At 68.2% G+C, this 19,377-nt stretch carries 17 protein-coding genes, 1 tRNA gene and 1 pseudogene; 6 read left to right on the top strand and 13 right to left on the bottom strand.

The window, feature by feature from the left end; all coding sequences use genetic code 11:
* Positions 1 to 61 precede the first annotated feature (61 nt).
* Positions 62 to 1,669 (bottom strand): carboxyl transferase domain-containing protein, encoded by a 1,608-nt coding sequence (locus JW792_RS02770; protein WP_135994187.1) that lies wholly within the window; start codon positions 1,667 to 1,669, stop codon positions 62 to 64.
* 176 nt (positions 1,670 to 1,845) lie between these two features.
* Between JW792_RS02770 and JW792_RS02765 the strand changes: the two genes are divergently transcribed.
* The 4 genes from JW792_RS02765 (at position 1,846) to JW792_RS02750 (ending at position 6,063) form a co-directional block, all read left to right on the top strand.
* Positions 1,846 to 2,643, top strand: a complete 798-nt coding sequence (locus JW792_RS02765) for a DUF5694 domain-containing protein (protein ID WP_135994188.1) — start codon at positions 1,846 to 1,848, stop codon at positions 2,641 to 2,643.
* Between the two features lie 64 nt (positions 2,644 to 2,707).
* The gene (locus JW792_RS02760) at positions 2,708 to 3,322 is read left to right on the top strand and encodes a hypothetical protein (protein WP_135994189.1); all 615 of its coding nucleotides are present in this window, start codon (positions 2,708 to 2,710) and stop codon (positions 3,320 to 3,322) included.
* 139 nt (positions 3,323 to 3,461) lie between these two features.
* Positions 3,462 to 4,304, top strand: a complete 843-nt coding sequence (locus JW792_RS02755; protein WP_135994190.1) for an enoyl-CoA hydratase-related protein — start codon at positions 3,462 to 3,464, stop codon at positions 4,302 to 4,304.
* 1 nt (position 4,305) lies between these two features.
* Positions 4,306 to 6,063, top strand: coding sequence for a patatin-like phospholipase family protein (locus tag JW792_RS02750; protein WP_135994191.1), 1,758 nt, complete (start codon positions 4,306 to 4,308; stop codon positions 6,061 to 6,063).
* A 2-nt stretch (positions 6,064 to 6,065) separates the two neighbouring features.
* Here the strand turns inward: JW792_RS02750 and JW792_RS02745 are convergent, their stop codons facing one another.
* The 8 genes from JW792_RS02745 to JW792_RS02710 all read right to left on the bottom strand — a co-directional run bounded on the left by JW792_RS02745 (position 6,066) and on the right by JW792_RS02710 (position 13,839).
* Positions 6,066 to 6,776 (bottom strand): flavodoxin family protein, encoded by a 711-nt coding sequence (locus tag JW792_RS02745; RefSeq protein WP_135994192.1) that lies wholly within the window; start codon positions 6,774 to 6,776, stop codon positions 6,066 to 6,068.
* A 121-nt stretch (positions 6,777 to 6,897) separates the two neighbouring features.
* Positions 6,898 to 7,731, bottom strand: coding sequence for an aldo/keto reductase (locus JW792_RS02740; protein WP_135994193.1), 834 nt, complete (start codon positions 7,729 to 7,731; stop codon positions 6,898 to 6,900).
* Positions 7,732 to 7,867: 136 nt separating this feature from the next.
* Entirely contained in the window at positions 7,868 to 9,040 is a 1,173-nt protein-coding gene (locus JW792_RS02735; RefSeq protein ID WP_135995219.1) for an isovaleryl-CoA dehydrogenase, read from the bottom strand.
* A gap of 71 nt (positions 9,041 to 9,111) precedes the next feature.
* A complete protein-coding gene (locus JW792_RS02730; protein WP_135994194.1) occupies positions 9,112 to 10,668 on the bottom strand; it encodes a lysozyme in 1,557 nt (518 codons plus the stop codon).
* A 70-nt stretch (positions 10,669 to 10,738) separates the two neighbouring features.
* Positions 10,739 to 11,731 (bottom strand): Kelch repeat-containing protein, encoded by a 993-nt coding sequence (locus JW792_RS02725; RefSeq protein ID WP_135994195.1) that lies wholly within the window; start codon positions 11,729 to 11,731, stop codon positions 10,739 to 10,741.
* A 144-nt stretch (positions 11,732 to 11,875) separates the two neighbouring features.
* Positions 11,876 to 13,267 (bottom strand): magnesium transporter, encoded by a 1,392-nt coding sequence (gene mgtE, locus JW792_RS02720; protein WP_135994196.1) that lies wholly within the window; start codon positions 13,265 to 13,267, stop codon positions 11,876 to 11,878.
* A 159-nt stretch (positions 13,268 to 13,426) separates the two neighbouring features.
* Positions 13,427 to 13,513: transfer RNA gene (locus tag JW792_RS02715), tRNA-Leu, on the bottom strand.
* A gap of 80 nt (positions 13,514 to 13,593) precedes the next feature.
* Positions 13,594 to 13,839 carry a FliM/FliN family flagellar motor switch protein gene (locus tag JW792_RS02710; protein ID WP_135994197.1) on the bottom strand — a complete coding sequence of 82 codons (246 nt, stop codon included), beginning with the start codon at positions 13,837 to 13,839 and terminating at the stop codon, positions 13,594 to 13,596.
* Positions 13,840 to 13,943: 104 nt separating this feature from the next.
* On the opposite strand from JW792_RS02710, the gene lipB reads away from it, so the two are divergent.
* Positions 13,944 to 14,639, top strand: a complete 696-nt coding sequence (gene lipB, locus JW792_RS02705; RefSeq protein ID WP_206340885.1) for a lipoyl(octanoyl) transferase LipB — start codon at positions 13,944 to 13,946, stop codon at positions 14,637 to 14,639.
* On the opposite strand, the gene JW792_RS02700 is transcribed toward lipB, so the two are convergent.
* The 4 genes and pseudogenes from JW792_RS02700 to JW792_RS02685 form a co-directional block, all read right to left on the bottom strand.
* Entirely contained in the window at positions 14,636 to 15,163 is a 528-nt protein-coding gene (locus JW792_RS02700) for a hypothetical protein (protein ID WP_135994199.1), read from the bottom strand. The genes lipB and JW792_RS02700 overlap by 4 nt on opposite strands.
* Positions 15,164 to 15,263: 100 nt before the next feature.
* Positions 15,264 to 15,779 (bottom strand): DUF805 domain-containing protein, encoded by a 516-nt coding sequence (locus JW792_RS02695; protein ID WP_135994200.1) that lies wholly within the window; start codon positions 15,777 to 15,779, stop codon positions 15,264 to 15,266.
* A gap of 80 nt (positions 15,780 to 15,859) precedes the next feature.
* Positions 15,860 to 17,879 (bottom strand): annotated as a pseudogene (locus JW792_RS02690) (acetyl-CoA carboxylase biotin carboxylase subunit).
* A gap of 90 nt (positions 17,880 to 17,969) precedes the next feature.
* Positions 17,970 to 18,422, bottom strand: coding sequence for a potassium channel family protein (locus JW792_RS02685; protein ID WP_135994202.1), 453 nt, complete (start codon positions 18,420 to 18,422; stop codon positions 17,970 to 17,972).
* Between the two features lie 99 nt (positions 18,423 to 18,521).
* Here JW792_RS02685 and JW792_RS02680 point away from each other — a divergent pair, with 99 nt between their 5' ends.
* Positions 18,522 to 19,373, top strand: coding sequence for a TauD/TfdA dioxygenase family protein (locus JW792_RS02680; protein WP_135994203.1), 852 nt, complete (start codon positions 18,522 to 18,524; stop codon positions 19,371 to 19,373).
* Positions 19,374 to 19,377 lie beyond the last annotated feature (4 nt).

The raw sequence follows: 19,377 nt of genomic DNA, 5'->3' as shown, positions 1-19,377 counted from the left end.
TTGGCTCCCTGCATCGTCCTCGAGCTCACCGCCTGGAGCGGGGGAGGAAAACGGCATCGCCCTACATCCGGAACACGCCGAATGTCGTGTCCTCGATCTCGCGGTTCAGGCAGGCCGACAGGGCGAGGCTGACCACGGTGCGGGTGTCCTCCGGCGCGATGACGCCGTCGTCCCAGAGCCGGGCGGTGGAGTAGTAGGGCGAGCCCTCCTCCTCGTATTTTTCCCTTATGGGCTGCTTGAAGGCCTCCTCTTCCTCGGCCGGCCAGTCCTGGCCGCGGGCCTCCAGCCCCTCGCGCTTGACGGTGGCGAGCACGCTCGCCGCCTGCTCCCCGCCCATCACCGAGATGCGCGCATTGGGCCACATGAACAGGAAGCGCGGTCCGAAGGCGCGCCCGCACATGCCGTAATTGCCGGCCCCGTAAGAGCCGCCGATGATGACGGTGATCTTGGGCACCTTCGCGCAGGAGACCGCGGTGACGAGCTTGGCCCCGTCCTTGGCGATCCCGCCGGATTCGTATTTGGAGCCCACCATGAAGCCGGTGATGTTCTGCAGGAAGAGCAGCGGGATCTTCCTCTGGCAGCACAGTTCGATGAAGTGCGCGCCCTTCAGCGCGCTCTCGGAGAACAGCACGCCATTGTTCGCGACGATGCCGACCGGCATGCCGTGCAGGCGGGCGAAGCCGCACACGAGCGTCTCGCCGTAGAGCTTCTTGAACTCGTCGAACTGCGAGCCGTCGACCAGGCGCGCGATGATCTCGCGCACATCGTAGGGCGTGCGCACATCGGCGGGCACCACGCCGTTGATCGTCATGGGGTCGATCTTCGGCGCGCGGGGCTCGGCGACATCGAGCTGGGCGCGCTTGGTGGTGTTCAGATTGGCGACGATGCGCCGTGCGATCTGCAGGGCGTGATCGTCGTTGGCGGCATAATGGTCGACGACGCCGGACTGGCGCGCGTGCACGTCCGCGCCGCCGAGATCCTCGGCCGAGATGACCTCGCCGGTCGCAGCCTTCACCAGCGGCGGACCGCCCAGGAAGATGGTGCCCTGCTTGCGCACGATGATCGTCTCGTCGCTCATCGCCGGCACGTAGGCGCCCCCCGCGGTGCACGAGCCCATCACCGAGGCGATCTGGGGAATGCCCTCCGAGGAGAGCGTGGCCTGGTTGAAGAAGATGCGCCCGAAATGGTCACGGTCGGGAAAGACCTCGGCCTGGTGGGGCAGATTCGCCCCGCCGGAATCCACCAGGTAGACGCAGGGCAGCCTGTTCTCGCGGGCGATCTCCTGGGCGCGCAGGTGCTTCTTCACCGTCATGGGATAGTAGGTGCCGCCCTTCACCGTGGCGTCGTTGCACACCACCATGACCTCGCGGCCCGAAACCCGGCCGATGCCGGTGATCATGCCGGCCCCGTGCACGTCGCCCTCGTACATCCCGTTGGCGGCGAGTGCGGACAGCTCCAGGAAGGGCGAGCCGGGGTCGAGCAGGCGCTGCACCCGCTCGCGCGGCAGGAGCTTGCCGCGGCCGATGTGCTTCTCGCGCGCCTTCTCGTGACCGCCTCTCGCCGCCTCCGCGGTCTTCTCGCGCAACTCGGCGACCAGCGCGTTCATGCGCTCGGCATTGGCCTTGAAGCTGTCGGAGGTCGGGTCGAGTTCGGTCGTGAGCTGGTGCATGAAGAGGCTTCCCGCTGTGAGCGATGGCGTGGCGCTGCTCTTAGCCGGTCTGGGGCGCCAAGGGCAATGCGAGCGGTGCGGGCGGGAATTTTCGAGGGGCCGTGCATCCGGCCGGCGCCGCGGGTGCATCAGGGGTCCTGGTTGGTCAAGCAACGGTCGGAAAGGCCCTGTCACCCATGTTCAAGAAGACGCTTCTCCTACTCGCCCTCGCGTTCGGCGCCACCCCGGCCTTCGGCCAGGTCGAGGCCGAACCGGTGGAAGTCATGGTGCTCGGCACCTTCCACTTCACCGGCGGCGGGCAGGACTACATCAACCAGAACCTGGACGATTTCCTAGCGCCGCAGCGCCAGGCCGAGATCGACGCGGTGCTCGACCGGCTCGAAGCCTTCGCGCCGGACAAGATCGTCGTCGAGCTCGAGCCCGAGCACGAGGACTGGATCAACGAGCGCTATCGCGCCTGGCGCGCCGGCGAGGCGGAACTCCAGGTCAACGAGCGCGACCAGCTCGGCCTGAAGCTGGCCGCCCGGCTCGGCCATGACCGGGTCTATGCCGTCGACTATCAGAACGGCATGGATTTCGACGCCATGATGGGCGCCGCCCAGGCTGCGGGCCAGGAGCGTCTCATCGCGCAGTTCCAGTCCGCGATCGGCGAGGTGCAGACCCTGATGGCCGAACTCACCGGCAGCCCGGTGATCGAGCAGCTGCGCGTGCACAACGATCCGGCCTTCCAGGCCAATCACGGCTTCTACCTGACGCTGGCCCAGATGGGCACGGTGGAGAACCCGGTCGGCGCGTTCAACATGGCCGACTGGTGGGGGCGCAACATGGTCATCTTCGCGCGGATCGCGCAGATCGCCGAGCCGGGAGAGCGGGTTCTGGTGATCTACGGTTCGGGTCACAAATACCTGCTCGACCAGTATGTCAGGGAGGCACCGGGCTTCGAGGCCGTCGATCCCCTCGCCTATCTGGACTAGCGGAACCGGGGCTTCGGGGCGGGGGTTAGACCGGGAGCGTCCGATCGCTGCCCGGAGCCCTGCCATGCGCCTCGCCCTCGCCGCTCTCGCCCTGCTCGCCCTTTGCGCGTGCGGCGATCAGAACGGCCCCTATTTCGCGGGCGGCAACGACACCGCCTCGGCCGGCGAGCCGCAGGAGGACGGCGCCGCGCAGGACGGCGAGGATCGCCCGGCAGCCCGCTGCAGCGGGCGCCAGAGCCACCCCGTCGCCTTAACCGGCCAGGAGGCCTCCGACCGGATCGCGATCGAGGTGGATCGCCAGACCTGCCCGGAAGCGGCTGCCCTGGTCACGCTGCGCGCGGGCGACGGGACCCTCCTGGTCGCGGAAGCCTTCCCGCTGAAGGCGCTCGCGCTTGCCGCCCCCCCGAGCCGGGAGACCCTTCATGCGCTCCTGTCGAGCTTCACCGAGAACGTCACGCGCCGCCCGGCCGGCGAGCTGGAGCCGCTCGAGGAGGCGACCCATGAGGGGCCGCGCGACCCCAGCGCCATCCGCCTGCGCGCCAGCCCGGACCTCTACGAACGCGCGCGGTCGCAGGGCGGCAACGTGATCTGCTTTCCCATCCACTACGAGAATTTCGAATGCGTCTGGTACGACCGCGAGCACGGCCAGGCGATCGTGCTCTACACGAGCGGGCCCTGAGGTCTGCCGGTCCGACCGGCTGCCGGCACGCGCCCCGCCGGGCGCCGGCCGGCACAATAGCACGGCGCACGCGGAAATCCCCTTGCTCCCCCGGCGCGGCTGCGGAAGTGTAGCCCGGCCGCAAACCGCCGGAGGACGCATGACGTTCGAGAGCTTCGCCCTATCCTCAGACGGACCCATCGCGCGCCTGACGCTCAACCGCCCCGACAAGCGCAACACGATGACGCCCGCCTTCTGGCGCGAGCTGCCGGAGGCGGTCGGCGCTCTGTCGGATGAAGGCCGCACGCGCGTGCTGATCCTGGAGGCGGAGGGACCGGTCTTCACCGCCGGGATGGACATTTCCGTCTTCACCAACCCCAATGCCCTCAAGACCGACACCGCGGCACTGCGCGAGGCCTTCATGACGGCGGCTACGGCGCTGCAGGACGCCTTCACCGCGTTCGAGCGCGCGCGCTTTCCGGTCATCGCGGCGATGCAGGGCCCGTGCATCGGCGGCGGCGTGGACATGATCTGCGCCTGCGACCTGCGCTACGCGACGAAGGACGCGTGGATGCGGATCGAGGAAACCAACATCGCCATGTTCGCCGATGTCGGCACGCTGCAACGCCTGCCGAAGCTGATCCCGGAAGGAATCGCCCGCGAGCTGGCCTATACCGGCGAGACGCTGAGCCCGGAGCGCGCCGAGCGCCTCGGCCTCGTCAACGGTGTTTTCGAGGACGAGACCGCGCTGCAACAGGGCGTGATGGCCCTCGCCGGGAAGATCGCCGCCAAGGCGCCGCTGGCGGTTTCCGGCACCAAGCGCTCCTTCCTCTATGCCCGCGACCACTCGGTCGCCGACAGCCTCGAACACGCCATGACGCTTCAGGCGAGCCTGTGGAACCCGGCCGACATCATGGAGGCCTTCACGGCGAGGAGCGAGAAGCGGCAGGGTGAGTTCGAGGCACTGGCCGCGGTGAAACGCCTAGGAGAACGACGCGACTGACATGCCTCCTCTCAATCTCGGCTTTCTCCCCTTCCTGAACCGCGTCGAGAAGGCGGCGCTTAAGGCCGTCGAGGCCGAGGTGGAGTGGTTCTGCCTGCCGGCCGGAGAGACGCTTTTCGAGGCCGGCGAGCCGGCCGACGCCTTCTATCTGGTGCGCTCAGGCGCGCTTGCCGCCTTCAAGACGGGCGCGGACGGGCGCCCGGAGCTCGTCGGCCACATCCGTCAGGGCGAGCCGGTCGGCGAGATGGCCCTGGTGGAGGACCGCCCTCATACCGCGAGCGTCTATGCGCTGCGCGACTCGGAACTCGTGCGCCTGCCCAAGGCGACCTTCCACCGGCTGACGCGCAAGCACGCCTCGCTGATGAACGAGCTCGCGCGCATGATGCTCTACCGGCTGCGCGGCGGCGAACTCAGGGCGCGCACCGAGCCCAAGGTCTTCGCCCTCATCGCCACGAGCCCGACCATCGATCTGGACGCGCGTGCCGAGCAGTTGCAGGCCGCCCTCGCCCGGCTGGGATTGAAGTCGGCCATCCTCGATGTCGAGTCGGCAGACTGGCCGGGCCCGCAGCTCGACGCCTACGAAGCCGATCACGATGTGGTCTTCCTGTGCGCGAAGCTGTCCGACGCGCTATGGGCGCGCCGGGCCATGGGCCGGGCCGACCGGATCTGGGTTCTCGCGCGCGCCGACGCAAAGCCGTCCACCCCGCTCATGCCCGACGATGCAAGCCCGGCGGCGAAGCTGAAGCTGATCGATGTGGTTATGCTGCACCATGGCGGCGACAGGCCCGGCCTGAAGGCCGCGCCCTGGGTGGAGGCCGCGGACGCCGCGCGCTGCTTCCACCTGCGCCAGGGCCATGAGGAGGATTATCACTTCCTCGCCCGCATCGTCGCCGGCAGGTCGGTCGGCCTGGTTCTGTCGGGCGGCGGCAGCCGCGCCTATGCCCATGTCGGCGCGATCCGCGCCTTCCGGGAGGCCGGGGTCGTGTTCGACGTTACCGGCGGGGCCTCGATGGGCGGGATCATCGCCGCGGGTCTCGCCATGGGCTGGAGTCAGGACGAGCTGGAAGACCGGCTCTACCGCGCCTTCGTGGAGACCAGCCCGCTCAACGACTGGACCCTGCCCGTGGTGGCGATGACCAAGGGCAGGAAGGTCGACCGGCGCCTCGCCGAGCATTTCGGCGATGTCGAGATCGAGGACCTGAAGCGGCCCTTCTTCTGCGTGTCCTCGAACCTGAAGGATGCCAGCGTGCACGTGCACCGCACCGGACTCGTGCGCCAGGCGCTTCGCGCCTCGATCGCCGTGCCCGGGCTGCTACCGCCCGTCACCGATGGGGAGAACGTCTATGTCGACGGCGCCGTGTTCTCCAACTTCCCCGCGACCCAGCTCAAGGCGCTGCATCGCGGCTGCAATATCGGCTGCGACGTGACGCGCAATATCGGTCTCGACCCGAAGGACTTCCTCGAGCCGAAGGGCTTCTTCGAATGGGTCCTGACGCACGGCTTCTCCGAGCCGCCTCCGGTCGCCTCGCTGCTGATGCGCGCGGCCACGGTCGGCGTGCTCGAGCGCCACGAGAGCGTGCGCGAGGAGGTCGACCTGCTGGTCCTGCCCGAACTCGAGGTGGAGCTGCGCGAGTGGAAGCGCTTCGACGAGGCCGTCGAGGCCGGCTACCGGGCCGCCACCGAGCTGCTCCGCAACACGGACGCCGAGACCGTCAAGCGGCTGAAGGCGGGTTCGGCGAAGCGGGTCCCGTCCGCATAGGCCTAGTCGCCCGCCGGGTGTCCGAAGCGCTCGCCTTCCTTCCATTTGTCGGCCTGGTTGCCCCATGCGGGAATCCCGCCGGCATCCTTCAGCATGCGTGCCATGTGCATCAGGTTCCAGGTCATGAAGGTCGTGTTGCGCCGGGTAAAGTCGTTCTCCGGCCCGCCCGAGCCCTCGTCGAGATAGCTCTTGCCGGGACCGGCCTCGCCGATCCAGCCGCAATCGGCGTTCGGGGGAATCGTGAAGCCGATATGCTGCATCGCGTAGAGCAGCGTCATCGAGCAGTGCTTGATGCCGTCCTCGTTGCCGGTGATCACGCAGCCGCCCGTCTTGCCGTAATAGACGAACTGCCCCTCGTCGTTGAGTTCGCCCGAATGGGCGTAGAGCCGTTCGATGAGCGTGCGCGCGACCGAGCTTTCCTCGCCGAGCCAGATCGGGGTGCCCACGACGAGGATGTCGGCCCACTGCACCTTCTCCCAGATCTGGGGCCAGTCGTCCTTGTCCCAGCCTTCCCCGGTCATGTCGGGCTGCACGCCGCGGGCGATGTCGTGATCGACCAGGCGCACATGGGCGACGTCGACGCCCTGCTTCTCCATGATCGCCTGGGACACCTTCATCAGGCCCTCGGTGTGGGAGGTGCGCGGAGTGCGCTTGAGCGTGCAGTTGATGTAGAGCGCGTTCAGATCGTCATAGCTTGCGGGCGGTCTCGCCATCGGGGTCTCCTGCTGTCTCGGCGCCTCGCGCCTCTCGCTTCCGGAGCCGGACATGAAAGCCCCTGGGCGCGGTCGCCGCAGGGGGCAGTCCGGCGAACGCTGCCGGCCGGGGCCGCTCATCTCAGGCCGCGGTATCCCAGGCCGGTGCCCATTCGGGATCGATCAGCCGGCCGTTCGGGCGCGACAGGTCGAAGATGCGCTCCATCTCCTCGTCGGACAGCTCGAAATCGAAGACGTCGAAATTGTCCCTTGCATGCTCCTCCTTCGAGGTGCGCGGGATGGCGATGACGTCCTCCTGCTGGATCAGCCAGCGCAGCGCGACCTGGGCCTCGTTCTTGCGGTGCCGGCGCGCGATCTCCTTGAGCACGTCGTTGCCGAAGACCTCGGCCTGCGCGATCGGGGAATAGGCGGTGAAGCTCATGCCGTAACTGCGGCACGCCTCCAGCACCGGGGTCTGGTCGATGAAGGGATGGTATTCGCACTGATTGGTGACCAGCGGCGCGTCGGAATGCTTGACCGCCTCGCCCAGCCACTGGGTGGTGAAGTTGGACACGCCGATATGTTTGGTCAGGCCCTCCTGCCTGGCGGCGTTGAGCGCCTTGACGGTCTCTTCGAGATCCACGTCCGGGTTGGGCCAGTGCAACAGCGCCAGATCGACCGAGTCCATCTTCAGCTTGACCAGGCTCTCGCGCAGGGATTTCTGCAGATCGCCCTCGCGGAACTGATCCATCCACACCTTGGTGGTGACGAAGATGTCGTCGCGCGGCACGCCGGATTCGGCGATCGCGGCGCCGACCTCCTCCTCGTTGCCGTATTGCTGGGCGGTGTCGATGTGGCGATAGCCGATGTCGAGCGCGTCCTTCACCCGCTTGCGGCAGGTCTCGCCCTTCAGCTCCCAGGTGCCGAAGCCGAGCTTGGGGATCTTCGCGCCGTGCACGTTCAGGGTGGGGACCATCAAGGAGCCTCCGTCATTGCTTGCCGTTCGGGTGTGACAACGCAGGAGGCGGGCTGATGGATGCGGGCGCGTTCAGTAAAGAAAGCCCCGCGCCGGCTCGGCGCGGGGCTTTCGTCTTGCCGTCTGCGAACTCGCCCTAGCGGCTCTGCTCGAACAGTTCCCGCCCGATCAGCCAGCGGCGGATCTCGCTGGTCCCCGCGCCGATCTCGTAGAGCTTGGCGTCGCGCAAGAGGCGCCCGGTCGGGTACTCGTTGATATAGCCGTTGCCGCCGAGGATCTGGATCGCGTCGAGGGCTGACTGCGTGGCGGCCTCGGCCGCGAACAGGATGGCGCCGGCGGCGTCCTTCCTGGCCGTCTTGTGCTTGTCGCAGGCCTGGGCGACCGCATAGACATAGGCGCGGCTCGCATTCATGCGGGTGTACATGTCGGCGAGCTTGCCCTGGATCAGCTGGAACTCCCCGATCGGGGAGCCGAACTGCTTGCGCTCGTGCACATAGGGCATCACGACGTCCATGCAGGCCTGCATGATGCCGACCGGGCCGGCCGCGAGCACGGCGCGCTCGTAGTCGAGCCCGCTCATCAGCACCTTCACCCCGCCGCCGACCGAGCCGAGCACGTTCTCCTCGGGCACCTCGCAGTTCTCGAAGACCAGTTCGCCGGTCTCCGAGCCGCGCATGCCGAGCTTGTCGAGCTTCTGGGCGATGGAGAAGCCCTTCATCCCCTTCTCGATGAGGAAGGCCGTGATGCCCTTGCTCCCGGCCTGCGGATCGGTCTTGGCGTAGACCACGATCGTGTCCGCGCTCGGCCCGTTGGTGATCCACATCTTCGAGCCGTTGAGCACGTAGTGCCCATTGCGCTTTTCCGCCTTCAGCTTCATCGAGACGACGTCGGAGCCCGCGCCCGGCTCGCTCATGGCGAGCGCGCCGATATGCTCGCCGGAGACGAGCTTGGGCAGGTATTTGCGCTTCTGCTCCTCGGACCCGTTGATGCGGATCTGGTTGACGCAGAGATTGGAGTGGGCGCCATAGGACAGGCCGACCGAGGCGCTGGCGCGGGAGATTTCCTCCATCGCGATGCAGTGCTCGACATAGCCGAGTCCCGAGCCGCCATACTCCTCCTCGACGGTGATGCCGAGCAGGCCGAGCTCGCCGAGCTTGGGCCAGAGGTCAGCGGGAAACTCGTCCTTGGCGTCGATCTCGGCCGCACGCGGCGCGATATGATCGGAGGCGAAGGACTGGACGGTGTCGCGGAGCATCTCGGCGGTCTCGCCGAGATCGAACTCCAGGGTGGGGTACTGGTTCGAGATCATGGGCGCGGGATGTACCACGGGGTAGCCGGTCGTCAAGCGCGCCCGGGCTGCGACAGGTTCCCCCGACTCCCTCAGACCTCGCCGGAAACCCCGTCCTCGCCGCCCCGCTCGCGTGCCTGCTGGCGCGGCTTGCGGCTCGCCGTCAGGAGCCAGCCCGAGGCGATGATCAGCGCCAGCCCGCCGGCGAGCGTCGCGGGCCCCTGACGCACGCCTTCGGCGAAGAAGGGCTCGATCTGGTACACGTCGAACCGGCTGACCAGATCGAAGATGCCATAGCCCGCGAGCAGCGAGCCGATCCCCATGTTGAGCGCATAGACCCAGCGCCCTCCGGCCGGCGTGACGGTCTCCATCTCCTCCTCGCGAAACAGGTCGCGCGCCTCGCGTCCGGCGACGAGTTCGGGATGGAGGTCCTCCTCCTCGCCGGCCTCGATCTCCTCGATCTCCTCGGGACGGCCGACCCCACCAACCTCGCCGGAATAGCCCGGCGCCTCGGCCGCGCCGATCGAGACCCTTCCGCTGACCGGCTCCAGGAAGCTGTAGCCGAGGCGGACCGGCTCGCCTGCCGTCTCCACGCTCATCGACTCGGAGATGTCGCGAGCCATGCGTGCCATCACCCTTTTGACGACATCGTCCTGTTCGGCCTTGTCGAGTGCGAGTTCGGGCCCGGGCTCGGGGGCGGGTTCGGCAGGCGTTTGCGGCGCCGCTTCGCTCGCGGGTTCGCCAGCACGCCCGGCGGCCGGCTCGTCCTTGATCGCCTCGGCCGGACCCAGTGCCCGTTCCAGCGCGGGTTCGGCGGTTTCAACCGCCTGCGCCGTCTCGAGTTCGGGCTCGGGTCCAAGGGCGCGTTCGAGCGCGCTGTCCGCATCGCCGGCCTCGAGGCGCGGTGCGGCGGGCTCGACGGAAGCGAGTTCCTCCTGCGAGGGCGGATCCTCGAACTCGATCTCCAGGTCGATCAGCGGGCCGATGCGCGGGGCGGTATCGCCATCTCCGGCCGGGACGTCTGTCTCCGGCTCGGCCTCCTGCACGGCCTCGCGGCGCGGCTCGCGAGCCGGCGCCGGCGGGGTCGGCTGCGGGCGGGGCGTTTCCCTGACCGGCGTGGCGGGAGCCTCCTTGCGGGCCTCCGGCGCCGGAGCGGGCCGGGGCGGCTCCGCCTTGCGGGCGGGCGCCTCGGCCTCCTGCAGACCTTTCAGGTACAGCGCCTTCTCCGCGGCGCGCCGGCGGGTCAGCCGTTCGGAGACGACCAGACGCCCGTCCTCCTCGGCACGCACCCAGGTTTCGAGCGCATTGGCCGCCTCTCGATGGCGGCCGGCCTTGGCCAGGCGCGCCACGTCGGACACCTTGAAGGCCCCCGGACCGATGGAGCAGGCAAACGAGACCAGAGCATCGCGCACCGGTCCGGGCAGCTGTTCGCCGACGCCCTGCTCGACGGCCTGCTCGGCGTTGAGCACGTCGTAGATCAGCAGAAGCTCGGCATCCTCCTTCGAGACCCTCACCCCCTCGCGTGCGGTCGCGGTATGGCCGTAACCCACGACATGGCGGCGGCCACGGCGGACCGCTTCGGGCCGGAACGGCTCGTAAGTCCTGATCAGATCGCGCGCGGCGCGGCTCGATTTCAACTGCGGTTTCATCGCTGTCCCGTTCCGAAACGCTTGGACGCCTTCGCAGTCCGCCGATGCAAGCGCAGCGCCGCCGTCCGGGCTACTGGGCCTGCGCGCGCAGGATATCGACCGAATCCACTGCGGTGAACGGCGCGAAGAAGCCGGAGCCCGCGCCGCCCCCGATCAGGAAGATCTCCTCTCCCAGCGTCGCCGCGGCAGCCTCCGTGCGCGGCACCAGCAGGTCCGGGCCCTGCTCCCAGCGCCGCGAGCCGGGTCGCAGGACCAGCGTGTCGTCGAGCGTGCGGCGCAGATCCGCGCTGCGTCCGCCGAACACGTAGATCGCGCCCTCGTGGAGCGCCGCGGCATGGCCGGCACGCGGTTCGGGCAGAGCCGGGCCGATGCGCCAGACGCCGGTCTGCGGGTCGAACACGTCGACGCGCGCGGTCGCCTCGCCCGCGCTCGCTCCGCCGATCAGCCAGATCTCCCCGTCCAGCACCAGTGCGGCCGCACCGCGCCGGTTCGTCTCCGACGGCGCCTCGATCGCGGACCAGTCCCCGGCCTCGATGTCGTAGACGAAGACGCCGGGCGCGCCCTCCTCACCACCGATCGCGTAGAGTTTCCCGTCCAGCGCGACGAGGGAGAAGGCGGCCTTCGGACCGGGCAGCGCGGTCTCGGCTTGCCAGACATCCTCGGCCGGGTCGTAGGACCACATCTCGGCGGTCGGCTCGGTGCCCGAATTGGCGCTGTAGCCGCCCGCGAGCCACAAGCGCTCGGCGCCGGCGGCGAAGCCGAAGCGCTCCAGACCGGCGGGCAGCGGCGCCAGCGGGCGCCAGCGCCCGGTCACAGGCTGGTAGACCTCGAAGTCATCGCGAGGATTGACCAGTCCCGCCCCGCCGGCCGCGTAGAGATTGCCGGCGAACTCGACCGCGCCGAGACCTGCGCGCGGCGTCTCGAGCGAGGGCCCCTGACGCCAGGGCCCCATCACCCCGGCCACGCCCGGCACGTCCGGCGTGCCGCCCGTCTCCTGCGCGGCAGCCGCGCCCGCGAGACCGGCCGCCGCAAGGCAGGCGAGAATACCGCTTCGGATGATCATGAACTGCTCCCTTACCGTCTTTGCGAGCGGGTCCGGAGCGGGATCGCTTCGGATCGAAGCGCTCCTGCTCCGGATGTCTTACCGGCCGCGTGATCGACCCGGCGAACCGGTTTCCACTTCACCCGATCACGCTCTAGCGCGAAACTACAGCAACACCATGGCACCGAGGCCGAGGAAGACAAAGAACCCCACTACATCGGTCACCGTGGTCACGAAGACCGAGGAGGCCACCGCCGGGTCCGCGCCGGCGCGCTTCAGCCCGAGCGGGATGAGAATGCCCGCGAGCCCGGCGCAGGCGAGATTGATGATCATCGCAAGCCCGATCACCCAGGCCAGCGTCACGTTCTGGAACCAGAGCCCCGCGACCGCCCCCATCACGACGGCGAAGATCACCCCGTTGAGCGCGCCGGCCGCGAACTCGCGCCAGATCACGCGTGCGGCGTTGGAGACCGTCAGGTCGCGCGACGCGATCGCGCGCACCGCCACGGCGAGCGACTGCGTGCCCGCATTGCCGCCCATGGAGGCGACGATGGGCATCAGCACGGCGAGCGCGACGAGCTGGGCGATCGCGCCCTCGAACAGGGCGATGACGCCAGACGCCAGCACCGCCGTGCCCAGATTGACGAGCAGCCAGGGCGCGCGCGCCTTGACCGAGGACCAGACCGTGTCGGCCGAACTCGCCTCGTTCACCCCGGCCAGGGCGAGCATGTCCTCCTTGTTCTCCTCCTGGATGACATCGACGATGTCGTCGATCGTCAGCATGCCCGACAGGCGCCCGTCATCGTCGACCACCGGCGCGGAGATCAGGTGGTATTTCTCGAACAGGTAGGCGACCTCCTCCTGGTCGCGGTCCGGCCGGATGATCGCGTGCGGCGTCTCCATGATGTCGGCGAGCTTCGTGTCGCGCGGAAAGCGCATCAGCTTGGAGACCGGCACCGAGCCGATGGGCTTGAACCCCTCGTCGACGACGAAGACCTCGAAGAACAGGTCGGGCAGGTCCTCGCCCGCCTTCCTCATGTGGTCGATCGTGTTGCCCACGCTCCAGAAGGTCGGGGCGGCCACGAACTCGCGCTGCATCAGGCGCCCGGCCGTGTCCTCCTCGAAGGACAGCGAGCTTTCCAGGCGCGTGCGGTCGGCTGCCGGCACCTCGGCGAGCACCTGCTCGCGCATTTCCGGGCTCAGATCCTCCACGACGAGCGTCATGTCGTCGGAATCGAGGTCCTGGATCGCCTCGGCGAGGTGGGAGGGATCGAGCTCGTTGACGATGTCGGCGCGCGTGTCTTCCTGCAGCTCGGCCAGCATCTCGCCGCCGAACACTTCCGGGGCGATCTCGGCGAGTTCGACCTGCTGGTCGTAGACAAGCTGCTCGACCGCGTCGGCGGCGTCGGCCGGGTGCAGGTCCTCGAACAGCTCGCGCACCCGCGCCGCATCGCGGTCGTCGATGGCCTCGACGATCTCACCGATCAGCTTGTGGGTGACCTGCTCCTGCTCCTCGTGCGGGACGGCTTCCTCGAGCAGGTCTGCGGGATCGGACATCGGACACCTCGATCTGGCTTGGGCCGGGCGGCGAGACGATAGGGCTTCGCCTGCGCGAAAGCGAGCGGAGCAAGCGGTATATGAGGCGTGCAGATGCAAGAAGGCCCGGCTGCTGTCAGCCGGGCCTTCCTGGTTTCAATCGCTTCGGAAAGCGAAGAATGGTGCGGCCGAGAAGAGTCGAACTTCCACGGGTTTTACCCCACAGCGACCTCAACGCTGCGCGTCTACCAGTTCCGCCACGGCCGCGAAACACGGGAAGCGGGCATGTAGCAAGCCCGCCCCTGCCTGTGAAGTCCCCTTGTGCAAGCGCGACGGCGCAAGAACAGTCAGTCCGCGAAGTAATCGGGCACGTTGGCCGCGTCGGTGATCTGCACCGCGACCCGGTCGCCCTGGATGACGATCTCGCCACGCGCGATCGGGTGATTGTTGGCGAGAATCCAGACCTCGTCGTGCTCGGCGGCGTCGAGCGGGATCACCGCACCGCGGCCCATGCGCAGGAACTGGTGGATCGGCAGGCGCGAGCGCCCGAGAATCACCGAGATTTCCACCTTGACCTGGCCGAGCTGGCTCATGGATCGAACGCCCCGATACGCACCTGCACATGCGCGCCTTGCCAGGCCCGCCTTCCCACACGATGTTCCAGCCCGGTTTCTCACCCGTTAAGGATAAGCGCGAAATGCAGAAACTTCCCGTCGGCTGGGCCGTATCGCAGGGCCGCATCGCCTACCCCGCCGCGGTCGCGGCGATGGAGGCGCGCGCCGAGGCGATCGCGAGGGGCGAGGCCGGCGAACTCGTCTGGCTGCTGGAACACGACCCGCTCTACACCGCCGGGACCAGCGCGAAGCCCCACGACCTGAAGGAGGCCGGCCGCTTTCCCGTGTTCAAGACCGGCCGCGGCGGGGAGTTCACCTATCACGGGCCGGGCCAGCGCGTGGCCTATGTCATGCTCGACCTGCGAGAGCGCGGCCGGGACGCGAGGAAGTTCGTGCGCGATCTCGAACAGTGGATCATCGACACGCTGGATGCCTTCAACATCAAGGGCGAGCGCCGCTGCGGACGGGTCGGCGTGTGGGTCGACCGAACCCAGCCCGGGGGCAGCGAGCGCGAGGACAAGATCGCCGCGATCGGCATCCGGCTGCGCCGCTGGATCAGCTTCCACGGCATCGCGCTCAATGTGGAGCCCGACCTCTCCCACTTCGCCGGCATCACCCCGTGCGGCATCTCCGACCCGCGCTACGGCGTGACCAGCCTCGTCGATCTCGGCCTGCCCGTCACGATGGAGGAAGCCGATCTCGCCCTGAAGCAGGCCTTCGAGGGCATATTCGGCGAGACCAGGTCCGAGCAGCCGCCTGTTCCCTCGGCCACACCCTAGCGCCGGTCGTTCGCCGAGCGCCCCCGTCCCATGCGGGCGTACCAGAAGCCCAGAAGGCCGATCACGGCCCAGAACGCCACCAGCGAGGGCCAGGCGCCGGCCTCCAGCAGGAGAGGCTGGAGCTGCTCGGCATTCTCGCGCAGGAAACGGTCGAGATCGGCCTGGAAACCCGGATCGGCGGCCATGGCCTGGAAGGCCTCGGCATCGGACGGGTCGATCCCGCGCGCACGCAGATAGGCAAAGCTCGCCGCGATGCTCATCGCCATCACCGCGGTGAAACCCTTGGCAATCACGCCGGCCGCGAGCACGACCAGAGCCAGCGTGCGCGGACGTGCGGCATCGCGCAGCCGGTTCATGTGGAGCGCCGCCACGAAGAACAGCACCACGAACCACAGCGCGGCGCTGTTGCCCGGCCCCATCACGCTGAGGCGTACCGCGTCGACGAGCGCGATGACGCCGAGGCCCAGCCAGTAATCGTCCGGATCGGCCGGGGTGCCGGGCAGGAAGGCGGCCTTCAGATTCATGAAACGGGGCTCCAGGACGCGAAACGCGCGACGGATATGACCCGTCGCGCGCTCCGCTTCAACTCTGACAGGCCGTGAACGGCCTTCGCGTGTGCCGTGCTCAGCCCTGGCCGGCCGGCGGTTCGCTGCCGCCCGCGCCCTGAGACGGCGCGGACGCCACGGCCTGCGTGCCCGGCGCCTCGCCGAAGCGGTTGGCACCCGGATCGCCCTTGAGCACGCCGACCCAGATCGTATAGACGACCCAGACCAGGAAGCTCAGGCCCATGAAGAGCGCGAAGGTTCCGCCCGCCGCGAGCGCGGCCATCGGATCCATGTCTCCGTTGCCGGCCATCATCGCGCTCATCACCGCGCCGCCGGCGAAGATCATGCCGAGCACGCCGAGAACGATGCTCACCGCCCACGGAACCGCGTGGATCCAGGCGCTCTTGCCGGCATCGTGCAGGCGTTTGCCGTACACGCACACGCCGACATAGATCAGGCCGAGCGAGATGATGAAGCCCAGGATCGGGATGAAGCCGGCAACGATATTGCCGGCGATGATGATCAGGATCCCGATCCAGTATTCCTGCTGGCCAATCCGGCCGTTCGGATTGAAGAGTACCTGTCCGATATTCATGAGGCGTCCTCCCGAGGGGTTAACGGTCGTGAAGGAGCCTCGGCTGTGTCGCACGCCCGAGTCAAGAAATAGACGTCAAGCTACTCGAACTCGATGAGAAGCTCGTCGGCCGCGACGCTGTCTCCGGCCTTGGCGTGGATGGACTTCACCGTGCCGTCGCGCTCGGCGCGCAGCACGTTCTCCATCTTCATCGCCTCGACGACCACGAGCGGCTCGCCGGCCTTGACCTCCTGGCCTTCGGCCACGTTCACCGCGACGACGAGGCCCGGCATGGGGCTCGCGACGAGCTTCGCGGTGTCGGCCTTCTCCTTCTCGGGCAGGCGCGCGTGCAGCTCGGCGGTGCGCGGCGTGCACACGAGGACCGTCGCCGCGATGGCGCAGCTGGTAGCCCTCGGTGCGGTCGGCGAAGGAAAGCGCGAACTTCTCCCCGTCCAGCTCGCCCTCGAAGAGATGGTCGCCGGGGCGCCAGCTCGTGGCGAGCGACATGCGCGCACCGGACAGCGCCGGGCACCACAGCTCGGCGGGGGCCTCGCCGCCGACCGCGCCCTCGGGGAGCGCGATCTCGACGGCGAAGCGGTGTCCGTCGAGGATGACGATCCACTCATGCGTCTCGCCGACCGGCGCGGGCGGGGTCAGCCGGCCCTCGATGCGCACGGCGCGCTGGAAGAAGCTGGTGTGGATGAAGGCCGCGGCCGCGGTCATGAAGCGCAGCTGTTCCTCGCGCGGCACCGTTCCTGAAAAGCCTTCGGGGAAATGCTCGTCGATATAGCCGGTATGGATGCGCCCCGACCGGAAATCGGCCTCGTCCAGCACCGCCGACAGGAAGGGCGCGTTCGACTGGAGCCCTTCCACGTGCAGCCGGTCGAGGCTCACCGCGAGCGCGTCGATCGCCTTCTCGCGCGTGTCGCCATAGCCGATCACCTTGGCGATCATGGGATCGTAGAACAGGGAGATCTCGTCGCCCTCGCGCACGCCGGAATCGATGCGCAGCCTGCCCGGCCCCATCGGGCCCTCGGCGGGCTCGACATAGCGCTGCAGCCGGCCGATGGAGGGCAGGAAGCCGCGATAGGGATCCTCGGCATAGAGCCGCGCCTCGACGGCATGGCCCTTGATGCGCACGTCCTTCTGGGCGAGGTCGAGCGTCTCGCCGGCCGCGACCCGGATCATCTGTTCCACCAGATCGATATCATGGGTGAGTTCGGTCACCGGATGCTCGACCTGCAGGCGCGTGTTCATTTCGAGGAAATAGAAATTCTTGTTCGGGTCGACGATGAACTCGACCGTGCCGGCGCTGTCGTAATCGACCGCCTTGGCCAGGGCGACGGCCTGCTCGCCCATCTTGCGGCGCGTCTTCTCGTCGAGGAAGGGCGAGGGAGCCTCTTCCAGGACCTTCTGGTTGCGCCGCTGGACCGAGCATTCGCGCTCGTCGAGATGGATCACGTTGCCGTGCTTGTCGCCGAGCACCTGGATCTCGATGTGGCGCGGCTTCTCGACGAATTTCTCGATCAGGATGCGGTCGTCGCCGAAAGAGGACTTCGCCTCGTTGCGCGCCGCCTTGAAGCCCTCGCGGACCTCCTTCTCGCTGTGCGCGATGCGCATGCCCTTGCCGCCGCCGCCGGCGCTGGCCTTGATCATCACCGGATAGCCGATGTCCTCGGCGACCTCGACGGCCTGCTGGTCGTCCTCGATCTCGCCCTTGAAGCCGGGCACCGTGTTCACGCCGGCCTCGGCGGCGAGCTTCTTGCTTTCCAGCTTGTCGCCCATGGAGCGGATCGCGTGCGGGTTCGGGCCGATCCAGGCGATCTTCTTCTTGGCCAGCGCCTCGGGGAATTTCGCGTTCTCCGACAGGAAGCCGAAGCCGGGATGGACCGCATCGGCCCCGGTATCGACGCAGGCCTTTATGATCCGGTCCATGTTCAGGTAGGACTCGCCCGGAGCGGGCGGGCCGATGAACACCGCCTCGTCGGCCATCTCCACCGCCAGGCTCGCCTCGTCGGCTTCGGAATAGACCGCGACCGTCCTGATGCCGAGCCGCTTGCAGGTCTTGATGACGCGCACCGCGATCTCGCCGCGATTGGCGATGAGGATCTTCTTGAACATGCCCCGGGAGCCCTTCTTGAAAAGCCGGATCGGTCCTTGGCCGGAGGGTTTAGCCCGCACCGGCGGAACGGGGCAAGCCGGGCGGACGGTTCACGCGCCCTCCCTGCGCTCGAGCCAGTCGAACTCGATCGAGCGCAGGCGCGAGACGACCGAGATCAGGAAGGCAGTCGACCAGCCGAGCAGGAGGAAGCCGTTCGCGCTCTCGATCGCGCCCATCAGGCGCCAGTCGGCGTCGAGCACGACATCGCCGTAGCCGACCGTCGTGAAGGAGCAGATCGAGTAATAGAGCGCCGCCTCGAAGGTCGGCACGACGCCGAGCGCATCGTACACGATCGCGTAGAGCCAGATCTGCACGGTGTGGATGGCGAACAGGCCGAGCACGACGAGCAGCACCATCAGCGTCTGCCCGGCCGCGCTCTCCATCGGGCGCAGATCGCGGGCGCGGGCGCGCATGACGCGCATCAGGCCCATCAGGCCGAACAGGTGGATGACCAGGGTGATCACCACGAGGAGCGAGGACAGGGCGAGCGGGGCGAACAGCATGGGACCTCCGGTTCGGTTGGCATCGGGAGACTAACCCGTTCGCGTGCTTGACGCCTCCGGTATTCCCGCACGACGATGAGGGGAAAAGGGAGAACGATCATGGCGCTCGACATCACACCGACCGGGGCTGCGCTCGGCGCGCATGTGCGCGGCGTCGACCTGTCCGGGGCGCTCGACGCGGAAACGGTCGCGGCGATCCGGGCGGCCTGGCTCGAGCACCTCGTGCTCGCCTTCCCCGATCAGGAGATGAGCCACGAGGCCCTCGAGCGCTTCACCGAGGCCTTCGGCGGGTTCGGCACCGATCCCTTCATCGCGCCCCTGCCCGACCATCCCCACATCATCGAGCTCCGGCGAAACGCGGACGAGAAGGCCTCCGTCTTCGCCGCGGCCTGGCATTCGGACTGGAGCTTCCAGAACCCGCCGCCGGCCGGCACGGTGCTGCATTCCAAGATCGTCCCGCCCGTGGGCGGCGACACGCTGTTTTGCAACGGCTATCTCGCCTACGAGGCGCTGAAGCCGGAAACGAAGGCGCGCATCGAGGGGCTAAAGGCCATACACTCGGCCGCCCTCGCCTACGCCCCGGACGGCGTGTACGGCAAGGATGACGGGCCGGATCGGTCCATGACCATCCGCCCGAGCGAGGCGGCGCGAAACGAGCAGGCCCACCCCATCGTGCGCGTCCACCCCGAGACGGGGCGCAAGGCGCTTTTCGTCAATCCGGGCTATGTGAAGGGCATCGAGGGGATGAGCCCGGAAGAGGCCTTCTTCCTGCTCATCGAACTCTACCAGACCGCCCATGACGAGCGCTTCGTCTATCGCCACAAATGGGAGAAGAACATGCTCCTGATGTGGGACAATCGCTGCACCCAGCACATGGCGACCGGCGGCTATGACGGCCATGCGCGCCTGATGCATCGCACCACGATCGCGGAGACGGCGGGGCGGGCCTAGGCCT

Source organism: Marinicauda algicola, assembly GCF_017161425.1.
Lineage (GTDB): Bacteria > Pseudomonadota > Alphaproteobacteria > Caulobacterales > Maricaulaceae > Marinicauda > Marinicauda algicola.
Note: the sequence above shows the minus strand (reverse complement) of the source record. Positions and strands in the feature narration are given on the sequence as shown.